23 protein-coding genes and 1 pseudogene are annotated in these 17,835 nt (G+C 64.5%); 12 read left to right on the forward strand and 12 right to left on the reverse strand.

Annotated features, from left to right (window positions below):
- Nucleotides 1-4 precede the first annotated feature (4 nt).
- Entirely contained in the window at nt 5-1,219 is a 1,215-nt protein-coding gene (locus IVB40_RS14065) for a hypothetical protein (protein WP_247819133.1), read from the forward strand.
- Here IVB40_RS14065 and IVB40_RS14070 read toward each other — a convergent pair whose 3' ends face one another.
- Together IVB40_RS14070 and yidD are read right to left on the reverse strand one after the other, a co-directional pair.
- The gene (locus IVB40_RS14070; protein WP_247362168.1) at nt 1,220-1,432 is read right to left on the reverse strand and encodes a hypothetical protein; all 213 of its coding nucleotides are present in this window, start codon (nt 1,430-1,432) and stop codon (nt 1,220-1,222) included. It lies immediately after the preceding gene.
- A 91-nt stretch (nt 1,433-1,523) separates the two neighbouring features.
- A complete protein-coding gene (gene yidD / locus IVB40_RS14075) occupies nt 1,524-1,862 on the reverse strand; it encodes a membrane protein insertion efficiency factor YidD (RefSeq protein ID WP_247362164.1) in 339 nt (112 codons plus the stop codon).
- A 253-nt stretch (nt 1,863-2,115) separates the two neighbouring features.
- Between yidD and IVB40_RS14080 the strand changes: the two genes are divergently transcribed.
- Complete coding sequence (locus IVB40_RS14080; RefSeq protein WP_247362163.1) at nt 2,116-3,015, forward strand: hypothetical protein; 900 nt, start codon at nt 2,116-2,118, stop codon at nt 3,013-3,015.
- Between the two features lie 58 nt (nt 3,016-3,073).
- On the opposite strand, the gene IVB40_RS14085 is transcribed toward IVB40_RS14080, so the two are convergent.
- Nucleotides 3,074-3,529 (reverse strand): iron-sulfur cluster assembly scaffold protein, encoded by a 456-nt coding sequence (locus IVB40_RS14085; RefSeq protein ID WP_247459305.1) that lies wholly within the window; start codon nt 3,527-3,529, stop codon nt 3,074-3,076.
- A gap of 229 nt (nt 3,530-3,758) precedes the next feature.
- Here IVB40_RS14085 and folE point away from each other — a divergent pair, with 229 nt between their 5' ends.
- The 4 genes from folE to IVB40_RS14105 all read left to right on the forward strand — a co-directional run bounded on the left by folE (nt 3,759) and on the right by IVB40_RS14105 (nt 7,470).
- A complete protein-coding gene (gene folE / locus IVB40_RS14090) occupies nt 3,759-4,451 on the forward strand; it encodes a GTP cyclohydrolase I FolE (RefSeq protein ID WP_247287114.1) in 693 nt (230 codons plus the stop codon).
- A 27-nt stretch (nt 4,452-4,478) separates the two neighbouring features.
- A complete protein-coding gene (hisI, locus tag IVB40_RS14095) occupies nt 4,479-4,901 on the forward strand; it encodes a phosphoribosyl-AMP cyclohydrolase (RefSeq protein ID WP_247437734.1) in 423 nt (140 codons plus the stop codon).
- Between the two features lie 89 nt (nt 4,902-4,990).
- Entirely contained in the window at nt 4,991-6,088 is a 1,098-nt protein-coding gene (locus IVB40_RS14100; protein ID WP_247819541.1) for a lytic transglycosylase domain-containing protein, read from the forward strand.
- A 206-nt stretch (nt 6,089-6,294) separates the two neighbouring features.
- Entirely contained in the window at nt 6,295-7,470 is a 1,176-nt protein-coding gene (locus IVB40_RS14105; protein ID WP_247287111.1) for a DUF2336 domain-containing protein, read from the forward strand.
- Between the two features lie 138 nt (nt 7,471-7,608).
- Here the strand turns inward: IVB40_RS14105 and IVB40_RS14110 are convergent, their stop codons facing one another.
- From IVB40_RS14110 to IVB40_RS14120, 3 genes are all read right to left on the reverse strand, one after another.
- Nucleotides 7,609-8,187 (reverse strand): Hpt domain-containing protein, encoded by a 579-nt coding sequence (locus IVB40_RS14110; protein ID WP_027567830.1) that lies wholly within the window; start codon nt 8,185-8,187, stop codon nt 7,609-7,611.
- 32 nt (nt 8,188-8,219) lie between these two features.
- Nucleotides 8,220-8,765, reverse strand: coding sequence for a response regulator (locus IVB40_RS14115; protein WP_027567831.1), 546 nt, complete (start codon nt 8,763-8,765; stop codon nt 8,220-8,222).
- A gap of 88 nt (nt 8,766-8,853) precedes the next feature.
- Nucleotides 8,854-9,633, reverse strand: coding sequence for an NAD kinase (locus IVB40_RS14120; RefSeq protein WP_007602648.1), 780 nt, complete (start codon nt 9,631-9,633; stop codon nt 8,854-8,856).
- A 254-nt stretch (nt 9,634-9,887) separates the two neighbouring features.
- Here IVB40_RS14120 and IVB40_RS14125 point away from each other — a divergent pair, with 254 nt between their 5' ends.
- Nucleotides 9,888-11,453, forward strand: coding sequence for a peptidase S10 (locus tag IVB40_RS14125; RefSeq protein WP_247819134.1), 1,566 nt, complete (start codon nt 9,888-9,890; stop codon nt 11,451-11,453).
- Here IVB40_RS14125 and IVB40_RS14130 read toward each other — a convergent pair.
- Nucleotides 11,440-12,826 (reverse strand): annotated as a pseudogene (locus IVB40_RS14130) (serine hydrolase domain-containing protein). The gene IVB40_RS14125 and the pseudogene IVB40_RS14130 sit on opposite strands and share 14 nt — an antisense overlap.
- Nucleotides 12,827-12,934: 108 nt before the next feature.
- On the reverse strand, nt 12,935-13,477 hold the full coding sequence (locus IVB40_RS14135) for a tetratricopeptide repeat protein (RefSeq protein ID WP_027568442.1): 543 nt from the start codon (nt 13,475-13,477) through the stop codon (nt 12,935-12,937).
- A 252-nt stretch (nt 13,478-13,729) separates the two neighbouring features.
- On the opposite strand from IVB40_RS14135, the gene IVB40_RS14140 reads away from it, so the two are divergent.
- Nucleotides 13,730-14,113 carry a hypothetical protein gene (locus tag IVB40_RS14140; RefSeq protein ID WP_247819135.1) on the forward strand — a complete coding sequence of 128 codons (384 nt, stop codon included), beginning with the start codon at nt 13,730-13,732 and terminating at the stop codon, nt 14,111-14,113.
- Nucleotides 14,114-14,185: 72 nt separating this feature from the next.
- Here IVB40_RS14140 and IVB40_RS14145 read toward each other — a convergent pair whose 3' ends face one another.
- Entirely contained in the window at nt 14,186-14,401 is a 216-nt protein-coding gene (locus IVB40_RS14145) for a hypothetical protein (RefSeq protein WP_247819136.1), read from the reverse strand.
- A 100-nt stretch (nt 14,402-14,501) separates the two neighbouring features.
- Here IVB40_RS14145 and IVB40_RS14150 point away from each other — a divergent pair, with 100 nt between their 5' ends.
- The 3 genes from IVB40_RS14150 (at nt 14,502) to IVB40_RS35895 (ending at nt 16,388) form a co-directional block, all read left to right on the forward strand.
- Entirely contained in the window at nt 14,502-14,897 is a 396-nt protein-coding gene (locus tag IVB40_RS14150; protein WP_035961651.1) for a hypothetical protein, read from the forward strand.
- A gap of 289 nt (nt 14,898-15,186) precedes the next feature.
- On the forward strand, nt 15,187-15,894 hold the full coding sequence (locus tag IVB40_RS14155) for an outer membrane protein (protein WP_247819137.1): 708 nt from the start codon (nt 15,187-15,189) through the stop codon (nt 15,892-15,894).
- A 251-nt stretch (nt 15,895-16,145) separates the two neighbouring features.
- Complete coding sequence (locus IVB40_RS35895; RefSeq protein ID WP_018455389.1) at nt 16,146-16,388, forward strand: hypothetical protein; 243 nt, start codon at nt 16,146-16,148, stop codon at nt 16,386-16,388.
- Nucleotides 16,389-16,427: 39 nt separating this feature from the next.
- Here the strand turns inward: IVB40_RS35895 and IVB40_RS14165 are convergent, their stop codons facing one another.
- Nucleotides 16,428-16,682: a hypothetical protein gene (locus tag IVB40_RS14165; RefSeq protein WP_247287099.1), complete on the reverse strand. Its 255-nt coding sequence runs from the start codon at nt 16,680-16,682 to the stop codon at nt 16,428-16,430.
- A 303-nt stretch (nt 16,683-16,985) separates the two neighbouring features.
- Nucleotides 16,986-17,351, reverse strand: coding sequence for a hypothetical protein (locus IVB40_RS14170; RefSeq protein ID WP_247819138.1), 366 nt, complete (start codon nt 17,349-17,351; stop codon nt 16,986-16,988).
- A gap of 102 nt (nt 17,352-17,453) precedes the next feature.
- Between IVB40_RS14170 and IVB40_RS14175 the strand changes: the two genes are divergently transcribed.
- Entirely contained in the window at nt 17,454-17,618 is a 165-nt protein-coding gene (locus IVB40_RS14175) for a hypothetical protein (RefSeq protein WP_197031174.1), read from the forward strand.
- Nucleotides 17,619-17,621: 3 nt separating this feature from the next.
- On the opposite strand, the gene IVB40_RS14180 is transcribed toward IVB40_RS14175, so the two are convergent.
- The gene (locus IVB40_RS14180; protein ID WP_247437754.1) at nt 17,622-17,801 is read right to left on the reverse strand and encodes a hypothetical protein; all 180 of its coding nucleotides are present in this window, start codon (nt 17,799-17,801) and stop codon (nt 17,622-17,624) included.
- Between the last annotated feature and the right edge of the window lie 34 nt (nt 17,802-17,835).

Consider the following 17,835-nt stretch of genomic DNA (forward strand, 5'->3'; position numbering starts at 1 on the left):
AGACATGTTTCGACCCATGAGAATTGCGGCCGTCGCTCTCGCCTTGGTGGCTGCGGCCGTCTCGTCCGCACGTGCTGCCGAGGCGACTTTCGACGACACCGCGCGCTTCCTCGCGGGCATGCAGCCTTCGGCGGATTCGCCGCTGGTGCCGCTCACAAAGGACTCGGGTTGGCAGCGCCACGCAAAGTTCTTCGACGGCGCCTTCGCCCAGCTCGAGCAGCGCCAGCTCTCGAAGATCCGCAACTGGGCCGACGTCAATCTGGCGGCGCCCAGGCCGACCATGTTTTATTTGTTCAGCGGTCCCGACTTCCTCTATGCCGACGCCTTCTATCCCAAGGCCAGCACTTACGTGCTTGGCGCGCTGGAGCCGGTCGGTGCGGTGGCTGACCTGACGCGATTGCCGCGCGGCTCGGTCGGCGCCGCGCTCTACAATGTCGAGCGCTCGCTCGGCTCGATCCTGAGTTTTTCCTTCTTCATCACCAAGCAAATGAAGGTCGACCTGCACACCAACCAGGTCAACGGCACCTTGCCGATCCTCTATGTTTTCCTCGTCCGCTCCGGCAAGACCATCCGCAATGTCGAGATGGTCGCACTCGACGACAAGGGCGGCGTGCATGTCGGCAACGACAATCCAGGGCCGAACGCGACGCGCGGCGCCCGCATCACCTTTGCAGGCCCCGACGGCGAGGCGCGCACGCTGTACTATTTCTCGACCGATCTCTCCAATTCGGGTGCACGCGCCGCCGGCTTCCTGAAGTTCTGCGAGACGCTCGGCCCCGGCAACAGCCTGATCAAGAGTGCGTCCTATCTGCTGCACTCCGGCAACTTTACCGTCGCGCGCGATTGGTTGCTGGCCAACAGCGCGACCATCGTCCAGGACGATTCCGGCATTCCGCTTTCGAGCTACAATACGCGGCAATGGCGGTTCTTCCCGTTCGGTCGCTATCTCGGACCCATCGGCGAATTTCCCGGCCGCTATCAGGAGCGCTACACTGCATTGTTCACGCGCGCCCAGCCGATCGACTTCGGCGTCGGTTACCGCTGGCGGATGCACGAGTCGAACTTGCTGCTGTCGGTGAAGGTGCCGGGAAGCGAGACGGCGCCGGGCGCGGAGACCACCTCGTCCGCCGAGCCGCCGCCGAAACCGCCGCGTCCGAAGCGGCCACGTCCGCCCGAGCCGGTCCCGCCGCCGCCCGGACGCTTTTTCTGGTCCCGCTGATTACCAGTGCACGCTCTGGCTCGGCACGATGAACGCCGTCGTACTGGGCGGCGTGGCAGTGCTCGTCGCTAGATACCAGCCCGAGCCGACGACAAGCACAAGCAGGCCGATGATAGCGAGCATGTCGAGGGTTCTGGGATCGTGGCCTCGCGAACCAGCTCGCGAATCCCGTCCAGACCTGAAGTGAAAATGAGGGCTGATTTTCCAGCGCATTGTTGTTTCCTCCCGCAGGAGCATCACCTCAATGCGAGGAAAGAGTTTCGGTTCCACTCAAGGCAGCGACGGGTGAGGCGCCGCATCATGCTCAGGGTGCGTTGACGCCGCGCCAGCGGCCGTAGCGCCAAGGCAGATACCAGCGCGAAGCTTGCGGTGTGGTGAGGGGCACGTTGTCGATTCCCGAGGTGCCGAACGGGTTGCAACGGAGCAGGCGCGCCAGCGTCATCCAGCCGCCGGCCCACAGCCCGAATCTTTCGATCGCCTCGTCGCCATAGACCGAGCAGGTCGGCAGGTGCCGGCAATTGTAGCCAACCAGCGGCGAGAGCGTGTGGCGGTAGAGCCAGATCAGCGCGCGGCCGAATCTGCGTGGAAGCCGGCGCGCGCCCACGACGGGATTGAAACAGTGCTCGCAAGTTGATTGCTTCATGGGCGCTTTGCTGAGATCGTGGGCGAGGTTCTGCGCGGTTCCGACGCAGGGAACTGTAACCTGTTGTTTGTGCGTCATATTTTGCATGCTTTTTGGGAGCAGTGCAGCAAGTGCCTATGGACGAGCTGTATTCCCCCGGATACCATTTTTGTGACGTTCATGTGAGACTCATTGGAACGTCAGAACGGGGCTTGGCTGAGTCGGCTCGCCGTAAGGCTTGGGCTAAAGCTTGGGACTTGGGGAAGGGACCAGTTTGAAACTTCTGAAGGCGCTCAAACTTCGCGGCTGGTTGCTGGTGGGAACCGCTGCTTGTGGAGTCGTGTTGGCTGGCGCCGTCGCGACGCTCGGGTCGTCGGCTCGGGCCGGTGTTGCCCTCGAAGAGCGCAAGCTGCCGATGAAGTTCAATTGGGTCGCCTGCGAGCCGAATTGCCGCGGGTGGGTCAGTGCGGTCGGCATCATCACGGCCGATACGCCGAGGGACTTCGAAGATTTTTCCCGCGGACGCCAGCTCGGCGGCGCCACCGTGGTGCTCGATTCCAGCGGTGGTTCCGTCAACGACGCGATCACGCTCGGCCGGCGCTTCCGCAATCTCGGACTTCTGACCACGGTCGGCATCAGCCTTCAGAACCGTAGTGGGCAGTCGGCCCGTCCGGCGGTCGCGCCTGAGGCCTATTGCGAATCCATGTGCGTGTTCCTGTTGCTGGCCGGCAAGAAGCGCTACGTGCCGGAAGCGGCCCATGTCCGGGTCCACCAGATCTGGATGGGCGATCGCGCCGACGATGCCAAGGCAGCGAGCTACAGCGCGCAGGACCTGATGATCGTGGAGCGCGACATCGGCCGGCTCGCCAAATACACGTTCGACATGGGCGGTGCCGGCGATCTGCTGTCGCTCGCGCTTAGCGTCCCGCCCTGGGAAGATTTGCACGAGCTCGATGCAGGCGAGCTCCAGCTCACCAATCTTGTGACGACGGATCTCGTGGCCGACGTGCTGCCGCATGTCGACATCTCCGCGCCGGCAATGGCGGAGCTTGCACCGAAGACCCAGGCAAGGTTCGGTGCAGAACCGGCGCAGCCCGCCAAGTCGACCAAGACGGCGGAAGCCCTGGTGCCGACGGGCGGCGTCGCCACGCCGGTTGCGGCGGCGCAGAAGTAGCCTCGAATTTCTGTTTCATTTCCCGGGCCCACCGACGAGCCCGGATCGGCTTCCGGACTCAGCCTTGCGCCGCAGCCGGCTGCTTCGCTTTCGCCTCGATCTGGCCGATGGCATCGACCACGGCATCGAAGGTCAGGAGCGTCGAGGCGTGGCGCGCCTTGTAGTCGCGGACCGGCTCGAGGAACTTGATCTCTGCCCATTTGCCTTCAGGAGGCGCGCCGTTCTCCTTCAGCATCTTGCGAACAGTTTCGCGTAACTCACGGAGTTCGCTCGCAGTCGATCCGACGATCTGACTTGCCATGATGGATGAAGAAGCTTGTCCCAGCGCGCAGGCCTTCACGTCGTGGGCGAAGTCGGTGACCTTATCGCCCTCCATCTTGAGGTCGATCTTGACGGTCGAGCCGCACAGCTTGGAGTGGGCGGTGGCGGTGGCATCGGGATCCGACAACCGTCCGAGCCGCGGAATATTCCCGGCCAGTTCGATGATCCGCTTGTTATAAATGTCGTTCAGCATGTGATGGAGTCCAGCAGGATCGGCCTTGGCGTGCGCCGTCCACGGCCCTATATAGGGTCGGAACTGGCGGAAAAACAGTCCAGCGCTGCAGCAGTGGTGTGATCCAGAACCGTGCTGCCGGCGTTAATTTGAAGACCTTTTCGCCGAAACTGTTCTCTCAGGCGTCCGGCGGCTCGCCGCCCCGTCTGCCGGTGACACTCCGGCCGCAAGGCCGTCGAACGGAGTAGACATGGACGCTACCATCAAATCCATCCGCCCCAACAAGCCCTCCGACCGGCAGCCCGATGGCCGTCCGGCGGAGCTTGATCCTTCCGAATTCCTCGCCGCCGCCGTCCGCGCCGACCAGCCGCGCCCTGCGCGCGCCGAGGCCGAGCAGGCGGTGAAGACGCTGCTCGCCTATATCGGCGAGAACACCAACCGCGAGGGCTTGCTCGACACGCCGCGCCGCGTGGTCGAGGCTTTCGACGAACTTTATCAGGGCTACCACCAATGCCCGGCCGAGGTGCTCGATCGCACCTTCGGCGAGACCGCCGGCTATGATGATTTCGTCCTTGTGCGCGACATCGAGTTCACCTCGCAATGCGAGCATCACATGATGCCGTTCTACGGCAAGGCGCACATCGCCTATACGCCGGTGGAACGCGTGGTCGGCCTGTCGAAGCTTGCGCGCCTCACCGACATCTTCGCCCGCCGGCTCCAGACCCAGGAGCACATGACCGCGCAGATCGCGGCGGCGATCGACGAGATCCTCAAGCCGCGCGGCGTTGCCGTGCTGATCGAGGCCGAGCATACCTGCATGTCGGTGCGCGGCGTCGCCAAGCATGGCGCCTCCACCTTCACCAGCCGCTTCACCGGCATGTTCCGCGACAATCCGGCGGAGCAGGCTCGTTTTCTGTCCCTGGTGCGAGGCCTGCAGCGCTGACCTCGCGAATAGACCGGCGAGGGCATTGTGTCCGCTCACTCCCATGAAACCGAGGAAGGTCTCGCCTTCCTTCCCAGGTTCGACGCGGCCGGGCTCGTGACCGTCGTCGCGACCGACGTCGCCACCGGCGACGTGCTGATGGTCGCGCACATGAACGACGAGGCGCTGCGCAAGACCATTGCGACCGGCGAGGCCTGGTACTTCAGCCGCTCGCGCAAGGCCTTGTGGCGAAAAGGTGAGACCTCGGGTCAGACCCAGCGCGTGGTCGAGATCCGCACCGATTGCGATCAGGATGCAATCTGGCTCCGCGTCGAGCAGATCGGCGCGGCGTGTCACACCGGCCGCCGGTCCTGCTTCTACCGCAAGGTCGAGGCCGAAGACGGCGGCGCCACGCTCCTCTTCGTCGATGCGGACAGGCTGTTCGATCCGGACGCGGTGTACAAGAAGTAGTCCTGCCGTCACGCGCAGGGCGGAGCTGGCGATCCGAATTAACCCCGCATTAACCATACCTGTCCCACGGTGAGACGACAGGGCGCTGAATTGCCGGCGCACTCAACGCCGTGCGGTGCGGGCACTTCATCATGTCGGTCGACAATTCCAGTGCCTCTCAGACGGCGGTTCTCGATCCGTCGCGGGCACGCGTCGCCGGTGCGATCAAGCAGGCCTCGAACGTCGCTGGCGTCAGCTTCCAATACATGCTGACCACCGCCAAGATGGAATCTGGTTTCGATCCCACAGCCGGGGCGACGACGTCATCGGCGCACGGGCTCTACCAGTTCATCGACCAGACCTGGCTCGGCACGGTGAAGGAAGCGGGCACCCAGCTCGGCTATGGCAATTATTCCGACGCCATCACCAGGACGTCGTCAGGCTCCTACACCGTCGATGATCCCGCGATGAAGCGGTCGATCATGAAGCTGCGTGACGATCCGGAGGCCGCCTCCAGCATGGCGGCCGCGCTGACGCAGTCGAACAGCTTCAAGCTCACCGGCCTGCTCGGCCGCAGGCCGTCCGACAGCGAACTCTACATGGCGCATTTCATGGGCGTCGGCGGCGCCGCGAAACTGATCGCGAATGCCGAGGACAATCCGCAAGCGGTCGGCGCGCGGTTGTTCCCTAACGCTGCGTCCGCCAATCGCTCGATCTTCTATGCCAAGGACGGCCGCGCGCGCAGCGTCTCCGAGGTCTATTCGGTGCTGGATGCGCGCTACGCCGGCGCGGCAAATTCGAAAACCACCCGCAGCGCGATGGCGATGTATGGCGGCACGCCATCGACCACGCAGGTCGCGAGCGCGAACGGCGTACAGCCTGCCGCGCCGCTGATCGACAATGCTGCGTATCTCCAGACCTTTCCGAACACACGCGCGGTGACGCCGGTCAGCGCGACAGCGCCAATGACGGTCGCGGACAATGCACCGGGCACGCCGGTGTTTCGCTCGATCTATCAGCCTGGCGACACCACCCAGCCGGTCTCGACGACCGTGCAGAAATTGTGGGGCAACAATGCCTCGCTCACCTCGGTCGCACCCGCGACCTCGGTCGCACCAGCGACCTCGGTCGCATCGGCAACGCCCGACGTCCGGCCGCCGCAGCCGCTTGATCTCTTCAGCGATCGCAGCGGAACGTTCTCAAGCTAATACGCACGCCCGTGTCTCGGACACGTCGCAGCGTGAACGCTGCTGCGCAGGTCCCCGCGCGTGAACGGGCCGCCTTTGTTCCCTTAACAAAACGTCAATAAAACCAGCCAGTTATGGTGAACGCTTTGTTAAGCGTCGTGGTTTATTTTGTGTTGCAGGTGACAAGCCGTCACCGCTTCGTCTTCGTTGCGTAAGCCGGAAGCACCATGATTGTTCGGCAGTTCATCAATTGGATCAGGACGGCGCCCGCTGGCGAGCGGGCCGAGGCGACGCGGGCGCTGGCCCGGGCCTGGCTGATCTCAGACCTTTCCCATGACGACCGTATTGCCGCTGAAGGCGCGCTTCTGATGCTGCTCGACGATCCCTCGCCGCTGGTGCGGCAGGCGATGGCCGAGGCGTTTGCGCGCAGCACCGAGGCGCCGGCGTCGATCGTGCGGGCGCTGTCGGCGGACCAGCCGACCGTCGCGCTGCCCGTGCTCGAACATTCTCCGCTGCTGATCGACGCCGATCTCGTCGACATCGTCGCGACCGGCAACGACGAGGTGCAGTGCGCGGTCGCGCGCCGCATCGCGCTGCCGGTATCGGTCTGCGCCGCCATTGCCGAAGTCGGCTGCGCGGCGGCAGCGCTCGAGCTGATCGAAAATCCTCATGCCGAGCTTGCGCCATTCTCCTGGGATCGCATCGTCGAGCGTCACGGCCATCTCGCCGCGATCCGCGAGGCGATGCTGGTGCTGGAGGATCTGCCGTCCGCCACGCGCGCTGCGCTGGTGGCAAAACTCTCGGAGACACTGGCTCAATTCGTCGTGGCTCGGAACTGGCTGAGTGCCGACCGCGCCGAGCGGATCGCGACCGAGGCGCGCGACCGCTCCACCATGAATATCGCGGCGCGCTCACGCGGCGAAGACATGGAAGGTCTTGTTCGGCACCTGCGCATCACCGGCCAGCTCACAGCGGGTCTCATACTGCGCGCGCTGCTGTCGAGCAATCTGGACCTGTTCGATGCGGCGCTGGCTGAGCTCGCCGAGCTGCCGCTGGCGCGCGTGTCCGCGCTGCTGCACGATCGCGGCGGCAATAGCCTGCAGGCGCTGCTCCGGCGCGCCGGGCTTCCCGAGGCGACGTTTGCGGCCTTCCAGGTCGCGCTCGATGCCTGCCACGAGCAAGGCTTCGTCGACAGCGACGACAATGCGGTGCGGCTGCGCCGCCGCATGGTCGAGCGCGTGCTCACCCATTGCGAGACCGACCGCGGCGCGACCGAGCCGCTGATGGTCCTGCTGCGCCGCTTCGCCACCGAGTCCGCGCGCGAAGAGGCAAGGCTGTTCTGCGACGAGCTGGTCGCGGAGGAGATGGTTGATCCTGTCTATGACGATCTGATCGCGGCCTAATTCGATATCCGAGATAGGGCAGGTCTAAACCGCAAACTCCGTCATTGCGAGCGCAGCGAAGCAATCCAGAATCCCACCGCGGGGACAGTCTGGATTGCTTCGCCGCGCTCGCAATGACGAGAGGAGAGAGGCGAGCCCTTACCCCGCCGGCGCGATGCTCGGCGCCAGGATCACCTCGAGATGCTCGGGGCGATCGCGGTTGGCGTCGGCGAGATAGTCGTCGGCGACCTTGCGCAGGCGCCGGCTGAGCTCGGCGGAGACGCTGATGCTGTCGAGCTTGGTGTTCTCGTGCACGATGGCGAGGATGGCGTTGATGTGGTGCGTGAACAGCTCGGCCGGCACCTTTTCCAGATCGGGCGCGTGCTCGATGACACGGCACAGGCTCTCGGCTACGCCGGCCGCCGCCGGATAGCCGAAGGTCGCGGCATCGCCCTTGATGTCGTGCGCGGCGCGAAACAACTCGTCGCGCCTGTCCTTGGTGAAGCCGTCGTGCCGGATGGCGACGTAGGCGGCCGACAGCCGGTTGATCTCGGTCGCCATCCAGTCCTTGAACTCGCCGGCGAGGCCCGCGAGCGCCTGCTCGGCCCGGCCGACCGGATCGTCCATGTCCTTCTCTTCGACACGGCGCAGGACCGACCGCAGCGGGTTGGGCTGCGTGATGATTTGATGCGTGGCGAAGGCCGTGATCTCGATGTCTCTTGCGCTGTTCTTCGCCATGATATTCGGCCTCGATCGTGAGAGACGTTGCGCTAGATGGAGGAGCGGGCCTTGTCGAGCAGCGAGGGCTGCTGCAGCACCTCGTGCTTTTCGCCGACGCGGCGCTCGGGACCCATATAGGCGGAGGTGATGTTGCGGCGCCGGTCCGGGCCGAAATAGGTCTTGGTCTTGATGAAGGGTCGGGGACTGGCGACCACGTTGAGGATGCGCTGGTAGAGCCCCTTGGCCGAGATCGGCTTGGCCAGGAATTCGGTGACGCCGGCATCGCGCGCCACTGTGACGCGGCGCTTCTCGGAATGGCCGGTCAGCATGATGATCGGCGCGTAAGGATTGCCCTTGGATTCCGGCTGCCGGATCATCTGCGCCAGTTCGAGCCCGTCGAAGATCGGCATCGCCCAGTCGGTGATGACGATGTCGGGCACGTAATGGCTGTACATTTCCAGCGCCGTGGCGCCGTCCTCGGCCTCGTAGACTTCACGCGCGCCAAAGGAATGCAGCAGTGTCCGCAGGATGCGGCGCATGTGCGGATTGTCGTCGCAGACGAGGAAACGCAGCTTGTTGAAATCGATGCGGAACATGGAGCCCGGGCCGGAGCGGTCAACTTTCGTTAACCATATCTCGCCGGGGGTTAATGAAGGGTTGCGATCGGCAGTCCGGCGAGGCGGCTCAGGAGCCGAACTGTTCGCGCAGAATGCGCTCTTCCAGGCTGTGACCGGGGTCGAACAGCATGCGCATTGAGATGGTCCTGTCGGACAGCACCTCGACGCGGCGGACGTCGCGCACCTCGTCGTGGTCGGCGACCGCCGCCACGGGGCGCTTGTCGCCCTCCAGCACCTCGATCACGACATAAGCCGTGTTCGGTAGCAGCGCGCCGCGCCAGCGTCGCGGGCGGAAGGCGCTGATCGGTGTCAGCGCCAGCAGCGCAGCGTTGATCGGCAGGATCGGTCCCTGGGCGGACAGATTGTAGGCGGTCGAGCCGGCCGGCGTTGCCACCATGATGCCGTCGGCGATCAGCTCGGACATGCGCTCGCGCTCGTCGATCAGGATCCGCAGGCGCGCGGCCTGGTAGGTCTGCCGGAACAGGGCGACCTCGTTGATGGCGTGATGCAGGTGAACGCGGTCGTTGGCGTCGGTCGCGCGCATCAGGAGCGGGTGGATCTCGGATTCCTGCGCGGCCTCGAGACGGGCCCGAAGATCGACGGTCGAGTACTCGTTCATCAGGAAGCCGACGGTGCCGCGGTGCATGCCGTAGATCGGCTTGCCCGTATGCATGTGCTGATGCAGCGTCTGGAGCATGAGCCCGTCGCCGCCGAGCGCGACCACGATGTCGGCGTCCTTCGGATCGCAATTGCCGAAGTCTCTGGTGAGCTGGCCGAAGGCGGCTTGCGCCTCGCTGCTCGGGCTGGCGACGAAGGCGATCCGGTCGTATCGCGCTGGCTTGGTCATGGCTTCGGGCAGGGCCGCTGGCTGGAGAAAGTTCCGCCGGGCTCGTCTAACGATCTCGACCCCGATTGTCGAGGATGACCGCCCTTCACACCAGACCGGCAACTGCCCATTCCGATTTGAGGACGAAACCGGCTCGATTTGTGCCCAACCGGGCTCTTCAGGCGCCGCTGGAGCCATGATCCCCCAAACCGTCGCAATTCCGCGCTAGCCTTGCGGTCCGCACCGGCGGTCGACGCCGGGCAGGGAGAACGATCATGGCCACGAATATGCCGGCGCTCCGCCGCGCGACCCTGGTGCTGGTGGTGTCGGCATTCGCGCTCGCAGGATTTGCGCGCGCCGACGATCCGCCGCAGCCGCGCGCCGAGGCGGCGGCAGCGGCCGGACAGAAGGGCGGGCGCGGCGGCGCACAAAGCGCGTCGCAGAATGCATCGTCATCCGCCGAGCCGCACCGTCTTCCGTCGGATTCGACCACGAAGCAGACGATCGATCTTCCCGGCCGCACCCTCAATTTCGCAGCGACCGCCGGATCGATCCGCGTGTTCGACGGCAAGGGCGAGCCGCTGGCCGACATCGCCTATACATCCTATGAGCTCGACGGCGCCGACCGTGCGACGCGCCCTGTGACGTTCCTGTTCAATGGCGGGCCCGGTGCGTCCTCGGCATGGCTCCAGTTCGGCGCGGCGGGGCCGTGGCGGCTGCCGCTCGATGGCGAAGCCCTGTCGCCGTCCGCCTCGCCCGAGGTGAAGCCGAACGCGGAGACCTGGCTCGATTTCACCGATCTCGTCTTTATCGATCCCGTCAGCACTGGCTATAGCCGGTTCGTCGCGACCGGCGATGACGCGCGCAAATCGTTCTACTCCGTTGACGGTGACGTCAATTCGATCGCGCTCGTGATCCGCCGCTGGCTCGAGAAGCACGACCGGCTGACCTCGCCGAAATACGTCGCCGGCGAAAGCTATGGCGGCATTCGCGGGCCGAAGGTAGTGCGCCAGTTGCAGCTCCAGCACGGCGTCGGCGTCAGGGGATTGATCCTGGTGTCGCCGCTCCTGGACTTCCGCGAGTTCACCGGCACCAGCCTCCTGCAATATGTCGCGACGCTGCCGAGCTATGTCGCGGTGACGCGCGAGGCGAAAGGCCCGGTCAAGCGCGCCGATCTCGCCGACGTCGAGGCTTACGCGCGCGGCGAATTCCTGGCCGACCTCGTCAAGGGCGAGGCGGACAAGGAGGCGACCAATCGTCTTGCCGACAAGGTCGCCGAGCTCACCGGCATCGACCAGGCGGTGAGCCGCCGGCTTGCCGGCCGCTTCGACGTCGGCGAATTCCGCCGAGAATTCGACCGCAAGAACGGCAAGATCACGGGACGCTACGATGGCTCGGTCCGCGGCTTCGATCCCTATCCGGATTCGAGCAGCTCGCGGTTCGGTGATCCCTCCGGCGATGCGCTGCAGGCGCCGCTGACGAGTGCCGCGGTTGACCTGTTGACACACAAGCTCAATTGGCGGCCCGATGGCTCCTACGAGGTGTTGAACGGCGCCGTCGAGGGTCACTGGGATTTCGGCCGCGGCATCAACCCGCCGCAGTCGGTCTCCGAGCTGCGCCAGATCCTCGCCACGGATGCGAAGCTGAACGTGCTGGTCGCGCACGGCCTGTTCGATCTCGCCACGCCCTATTTCGGATCGAAGCGGGTGCTCGACCAGTTGCCGGCCTTCGCAACACAGCGTGTCAAGTTCGTGGTCTATCCCGGCGGCCACATGTTCTATTCGCGCGACGGCTCGCGACAGGCGCTTCGGAGCGAGGTCGAGACGCTCATTCGGGAGTAGGCCGTCGCTTGCGCGGCTTGTATCTCCGCGCGATCTCGCGGGCTACGACGGCCGCAGGCTTGATGTTGGCGCCCGCGATCCAGACGTCGCTGACCTTGCCACGCTTGTTGCGGACGCGGCGCACCGGCTCGCCATGGCTGGAGTAGCCGGCGGCCCAGGCGAGCTTGCCGGTGTCGCGGCCGGTGACCTCGATCTCGGCGGCGTCCATGAACGGGTTGTTGAACTGGGGATTGGCGACCAGCACGCGGTTGCCGACGGCACGAGGTCGTTCGCGCCCCAGATCGTCCACCAGCGACCGGTCCAGTCGCGCACGCGCCGGTCGGGTGCGCCACGGGTCTGGAAGACGCGCAGGATCTGCATCGCGCCGTCCATCCAGAACGGCGCCGCGCCGTCGATGGAGTTGCTGAGGATGCTGATCGCGAGCTCGCAAGCGGGGATGCAGCAGGTCCGCGAGATGTAACCTTGAAAGCCGCCGCCATGGCCGAACCAATCCCAGCCGTCGGTTTTGCCGGCGTTGACGCCGAGGCCGTAGTAGGCCTCGAAGCTTTGCGGACGCGCCAATGGTTTCGCGTCATCTCGCGGCGGCTCGCGACCGATAGCATGCTCTTTTTCGCATTGGGCGCGAGCTGTGCGTAGAAGCGGGCGGTATCGGCGGCGGTCGCGATGAAGCCGGCGGCGGAGGCCATCGCGTGCGCGGGATTGTCGCCGGGGATCACGCATCGCTCCCCATACGGCAGCTTGCGGGTGTGGCCGCGCGCGAACGACGCGCCCTTGGGAAGCGGCGCGTCCGGCTCGGTCTCGCGCAGGTCCGCAGGTTCGATGATCTCGCGCTTGATCCAGGTGCGGTAAGGCTCCTTGGTCACGGCTTCGATGACGAGACCGATCAGCCCAAAGCCGTGGTTGGAATATTTGAAGCGTGTGCCCGGCTCGATCGCGGTCGGCAGCTTCAATTCCGCGAGCAGCTCGCTAGCGTCGAGATAGGGACGGCTGTCGATGAACTGGCCGGAATCGGCGCCGTCGCGCGTCAGTCCTGCGCTGTGCGAGAGCACTTGCGCAATCGTCGTTCCGGCGACGCGCGGATGCAGGCCGGCGACATATTGGCCGATGGGATCGTCGAGCCGGAGCTTGCGCTGCTCGCGCAGCTTCATGATGCCGGCCGAGGTAAAGCTCTTCGAATGCGAGGCGATGCGGAAGCGGTGGCGCGGGGTGAGCTTCTCGCCGGTGTCGAGATTGGCGAGGCCGAACGCGTGCTCGGCGACGATTTCGCCGCGATGGGCGAATGCGACGATCACGCCCGGCTGCTGGATTGTGGTGTGCTGGAATTCGATCCAGGAGCCGATGTACTCGATTGCGGATCGCAGCCGATTGTCCATTGCGCACCGATTTGCGAGGGGAAGATTGGTGGGCAAGCTAGCCGAGAACGCAGAACGGGCACAACCCTGAGGTTGTGCCCGTTCGTCCCATTCGGAGATGCGATGTTCTTAATAGACGAGAGTCGCTCCGGTCGGCTTGTCGAGCGCGGTGGCGAGCGAACGATATTCGGAGCTGTCGGTGCCGGCGAGCGAGGCGAGCTTGTTCAGGTGATACTGCGCCTGCTCGCGGTTGCCCTGCTCGAGCTGCCAGAGGCCGTAATACTGCCAGGTGCGGACGTGGTTCGGATCGTCCTTCAGCGCCAGCTCGTAATAGACCTTCGACGATTGGTAGTCGCCGAGCTTGCGATAGGAGTAGCCGATCAGATTGGCGACGTCGGCGACGTCGTCGCGCTTGAGCGACTTCAGCTGGCCGATCGCGCCAGTGTAGTCGTGATTGTCGTAGATCGTGGTGTAGGCGGTGCGATAGGCAGCAAGGAATTTCGGATCGTTGACGGAGGAGCTCTTCTTCTTGCCCTTTTTGGTCGAGGTGTCCGAGGCCGGCGGCGACGAGGGGGTGTCGCCACCTGCGGCATAGGCGCTGGTCAGAGCCGGCCCGGCCGCCAATGTCATGGCGACAAGTCCCGGCACAAGAAGCGTTGAGAGTTTTCGCATCTAAGTTCTCCCGTATGGAACGTGGCGATCCTACACGATTGCCCAAAGACCGGAACACCCATCAGGCAAAAACATTCCCGGCATCCTGGTCTATTCGCCCTGCGGGCAGATGACAAACTTGTCATCCAGATGAACGGGAGCCTGCGGCGGGCTTCAGATTGGGTTCAGTGCGCGTCCCCTAGGCTCCAACCTACGATCAAAGGGTTGGCGAGAGGGCGCCCGCCTCAAGATCCTTCCAAGAGGAGACCAACCATGTTGAAGACCATTTCCGCAGCCTTGCTTGCAGCTTCCGTGATCGCAGCCCCGGCCTTCGCAGCCGAGACCGGCAAGACCACCACGACCACGCCGGTGATCAAGGCGGACCAGGCCCAGACCAAGGTGTCCACCACCGCCGCGAAACCCGACGCCGGCCTCAAGGCCGATGCCAAGACTTCGGATGTCAAGGCTTCGGACGTCAAGGCCGACGCCAAGGTGGATGCCAAGTCGAAGCCGATGAACGCCAACGCCGCGGTCACGCCGGACGCGCACAAGACCGTGCGCACGCATCGCCACCACCACAAGCATCTCTCAGCGAAGAAGTCGCTGACGACGCAGCCGGACGTGACCAAGCCGGCGACGATGGAGAAGCGCAGCTAACGACTGATCCTGCGCGGCGGCGTTCTAGCATTGCCCAGCCGCCGCGTGAGGAATTCAGGCCCGGCCCGTTCGTCACGCCTCGCGCGAAAGCTCGAGGTGCTGGCGGCGGGCCGGTACGGCCATGCTGAAGCCCGCGAGCAACGTCCCACGTTTGGCGGCCGCAAACAAAACCTCGAAAACAACCCCATGCACAGTAGCCGGTCGTAGATAAATCAATGGTTTGATCGGTGGCTCATCTGCGGATTTTACGAAGCCGTTTGACTCGTCGGGCAAAACACCTGTAGACATGCATCATTGCAACCTTGGGGCTGGAACGTCTCCGAGACTGATCGAGCGGAGAGCGTAAGCGGTGCGGCGACTAGCGGAACGCGCAGTGAGCTTGGCGTTGATGCTGGCACTGCCGCTGGCGCTCACGGGATGCTTCGGCAGCGACGGTGACCGTCCGACTCTGATGGACGGGACCCAGGCCGGAGGTCCACAACCGTTCCCGGATAATTTCCGCGGCGACACGCTGGCCTTGATGCGCAGCTATCTGAACAACCCCGTCGGCGTGCGTGACGCCAGCATGGCCGAGCCGGTGCAGCGCGAGGTCGGCGGTCGGCAGTTCTACGTCAGCTGCCTGCACTTCACCCCACGCGAGACCGACGGCACCTACAAGGCCATGAGGGAACGCGCCGTGATTTTCGTCAACGGCCGGGCGGACCGCGTCGTCGACCGCGCCAGCGAGCTGTGCGCGGGCGCGGTTTACGTACCCTTTCCGGAACTTGAAAAGATGACGCGGTAGCGCAAAGCCCACCTTCATCGCTTGGTGATAGGACAGAGCCAACCGGAGCTGCCGGATCACATTTCGGGGAGCCTTGAACGGAGTGGTTTTGTTTTGCGACCAATCGCTACGGCAGGTTCTGTTTTCCAGCGGAAAAAACCGTCGGTATGAGCCTGCGGGACGGAACAAAATCGCGCTGTTGCCGCTCCGTCACAGTAACGAACGATCAACGTTCCGGCATCGCCGCGAAGCAACCCAATTCACGCCACGTTGTTTCCTGAGTGTCGAATTTGAAAGAACGGGGATGATCATGAAAAGGATTTTGCTGGGTGCGGTTGCCCTGCTTGCGCTGGCCGCGCCGGCTGCCGCAGCCGACATGCAGGCGCGCACCTACACCAAGGCTCCGGCCTACACGCCGCCGCAGGTGATCTACAACTGGACCGGCTTCTACATCGGCGGCCATGTCGGCGGCGCCTTTGCCGGCGACAGCAGCTTCCAGTCGAGCGACGCGCGCTTCCTCGGCGGTGTCCAGGGCGGCTTCGACTACCAGTTCGCGCCCAATTGGGTCATGGGTATCGAGGCGCAGTATTCCTGGCTGCCGACCAACAACGGCGGTGCCACGTTCCCGCTGGGCACGCAGGTGACCTCCAATACCGACCAGCTCGGCTCGGTGACCGGTCGCATCGGCTACACCTGGGGACCGGCGCTGCTTTACGCCAAGGGCGGTTATGCCTGGCGCAATGGCGGTCTTGGCGTGAATGTCGCCGGCGTGTCGCAGCCCTTCACCGCGACCGGGAACAGCAAGGACGGCTACACTGTCGGCGCTGGCCTCGAATATATGTTCGCGCCGAACTGGTCGGCCAAGGCCGAGTACCAGTACTACAACTTCGGCAGCACGACGATCACCTCCGGTCCGGCTGACGTCGTGGGCGTCCGCGGCCGGGAGGACGAGCATACCGTCAAGGTCGGCGTGAACTATCGCTTCGGCTGGGGCGGTCCGGCAGCCTCGCGCTACTGACGCGCCACCAACGATCACGATCTGACAAAGGCCGGCTCCCGCCGGCCTTTCGTTTGCCGGGCTCTGGTTGCCAGCCTTCTGTTTGCATTGCGTCAACCATCTGGCGCGTCATTTGCAGGCAAACGTTTTGTCGCGCGCTTTCTCACGCGCGTCATGGAGCTCGGGTAAAGCAAAAATAATTTTTGCAGCTTAGGGAACTCGCGCGCCGGAACGCGTTATATGAGAATTACCGGGCTGGTGGGACGACGGACATGCGTATCTTGGTGTCGGCTGTGGTGCTCTCGTGCTTCGTCAGTTTGCCGTGCGCTGCCCAAACAATCCTCAAATCCGAGCCTCTGATGCTGGCACCCTACGAGGTGGCCTTCGTCAAGGACGCCTCGTGCTCCTCCGGCAAGGTGCTGAAGGTCACAGGCGCGATCCGTGGGCTGCATCGCCGGAAGGCCTGCGTGGCTCTGGCGGGCGAGCAGGCCTCGCTCGCGACCGCGACGCCCTGAGCTTTTCCTGAGCTCCGGCTTCCCATCCTTGATCCGTCTTCAGGAATTCAGCTCGAGCTCCATCCTCGCCTGGCGATCGGCCTCGGCCTTGTTCCGGGCCGGGTCCTCGCCCTGTGCGGCCCGGCACGGCTTGATCTCGTAATCGTTGTCGAGCACCCGGCGTGGCCCGGGGCGGTTGTCATCCGCGATTACGTCCACGACGAGGCCACTTCGCTGCGCGAGCCTCCAGACGTCGGACTCATCAGGATAGGCCTTGCTGATCTGGGCGTCGTTGCAGAACAGGGCGTAGGGCATTCTTCCCGCTCCCGGAAAGCGCGTTAACGACTTTGCGGGGGAGGGGTTCCGATTGCCGGTCGATCACGCGGCCGTGATCGGGGTCGCCGGGGCCTGAGTCCTTAACGAGTCCTGAATCCCGAAAAAAAGAATCCCCGGGACTCATTTGGCGGAATCAGGGGATGTTTTCGGTCATGACGACCGACCTGAAAACCTCTTGCGGGCACATGCTGCTGCCCCTCACGCTGGCCCTGTTCGGGGCCTGCGCGGCCAATCTCTGGCTGGTGTGGTCCTGGCTGTAGCCCGCGACGGGAGGCCCCGGCTCTACTTTTCAGCCGGTGGCCGGGGGGAGGCGTCCCGAATGGCGGCGCGCAGTTTGGTCAGGGTGGCCGCGCAATACTCCTCGCGCTCGCGCTCGAACCGCTCCTGATGCTTGCGGAAATTGGCGATGCGGGCCTGCATCTCGGTGCGGACGTCGTGGCTCGCCGCGCGCTGCGATGGGAGAGGCAAGGGTTGGGGCGGAAGTGGCTTGCTCTCGACGGCGGTGTTGACGGGGACGATCTGCACTGACGCGGCCACTGTCGCCATCGGGATCTCCGGTGGATGCAAGTTATCCTTTTTGCCGGTTACCGATTGGACGAAGGCCATTGTCTGCGCGATCAGCGCGTCGCGTTCCGTGATCCACTTCATGGTGCACCCCTGTCGGGGGCATTCCAGCAAAGCTGGCCGGCCGAATCAAGAAGGTGTTGGGTAGGGGATTGCATATTTTTCCCGGCCGCCCGACAGTGGGGAATGGATGTCAAAGCAGACCATTCAGCCGAAGCTGAGGGCTTGAGGCTCGTCCGCGCGTTCCTGTCGCTGCCGCCCGACAAACGGGCGGAGGTGATCGCGTTCGTTGAGGAGTTGGCCCGCGCCAAACGCCGTCCCGAGGAGGGCGCCGACGTCTCGCCGGGGTGAGGGCTAACGCTCCCGCGGATTGAGGTTGGGCTCGAACGGAGCCCCGACCACCCGAACCGGCGTCGGAGCGGTCACATCGATTATTGCCCGTTGGGCCTGCTGCTTTGCCGGAGCCGGTTCGAACAGCGCAATTGCTCCAGCCAAGGCGCTACAGCACAGCGTCACCGTCGCCAGCAGAAACATGTTTCGGTTTTCTTCCCTGATCCGCATGGGCCGA

Source organism: Bradyrhizobium sp. 40, assembly GCF_023100925.1.
Taxonomy (GTDB): Bacteria; Pseudomonadota; Alphaproteobacteria; order Rhizobiales; family Xanthobacteraceae; genus Bradyrhizobium.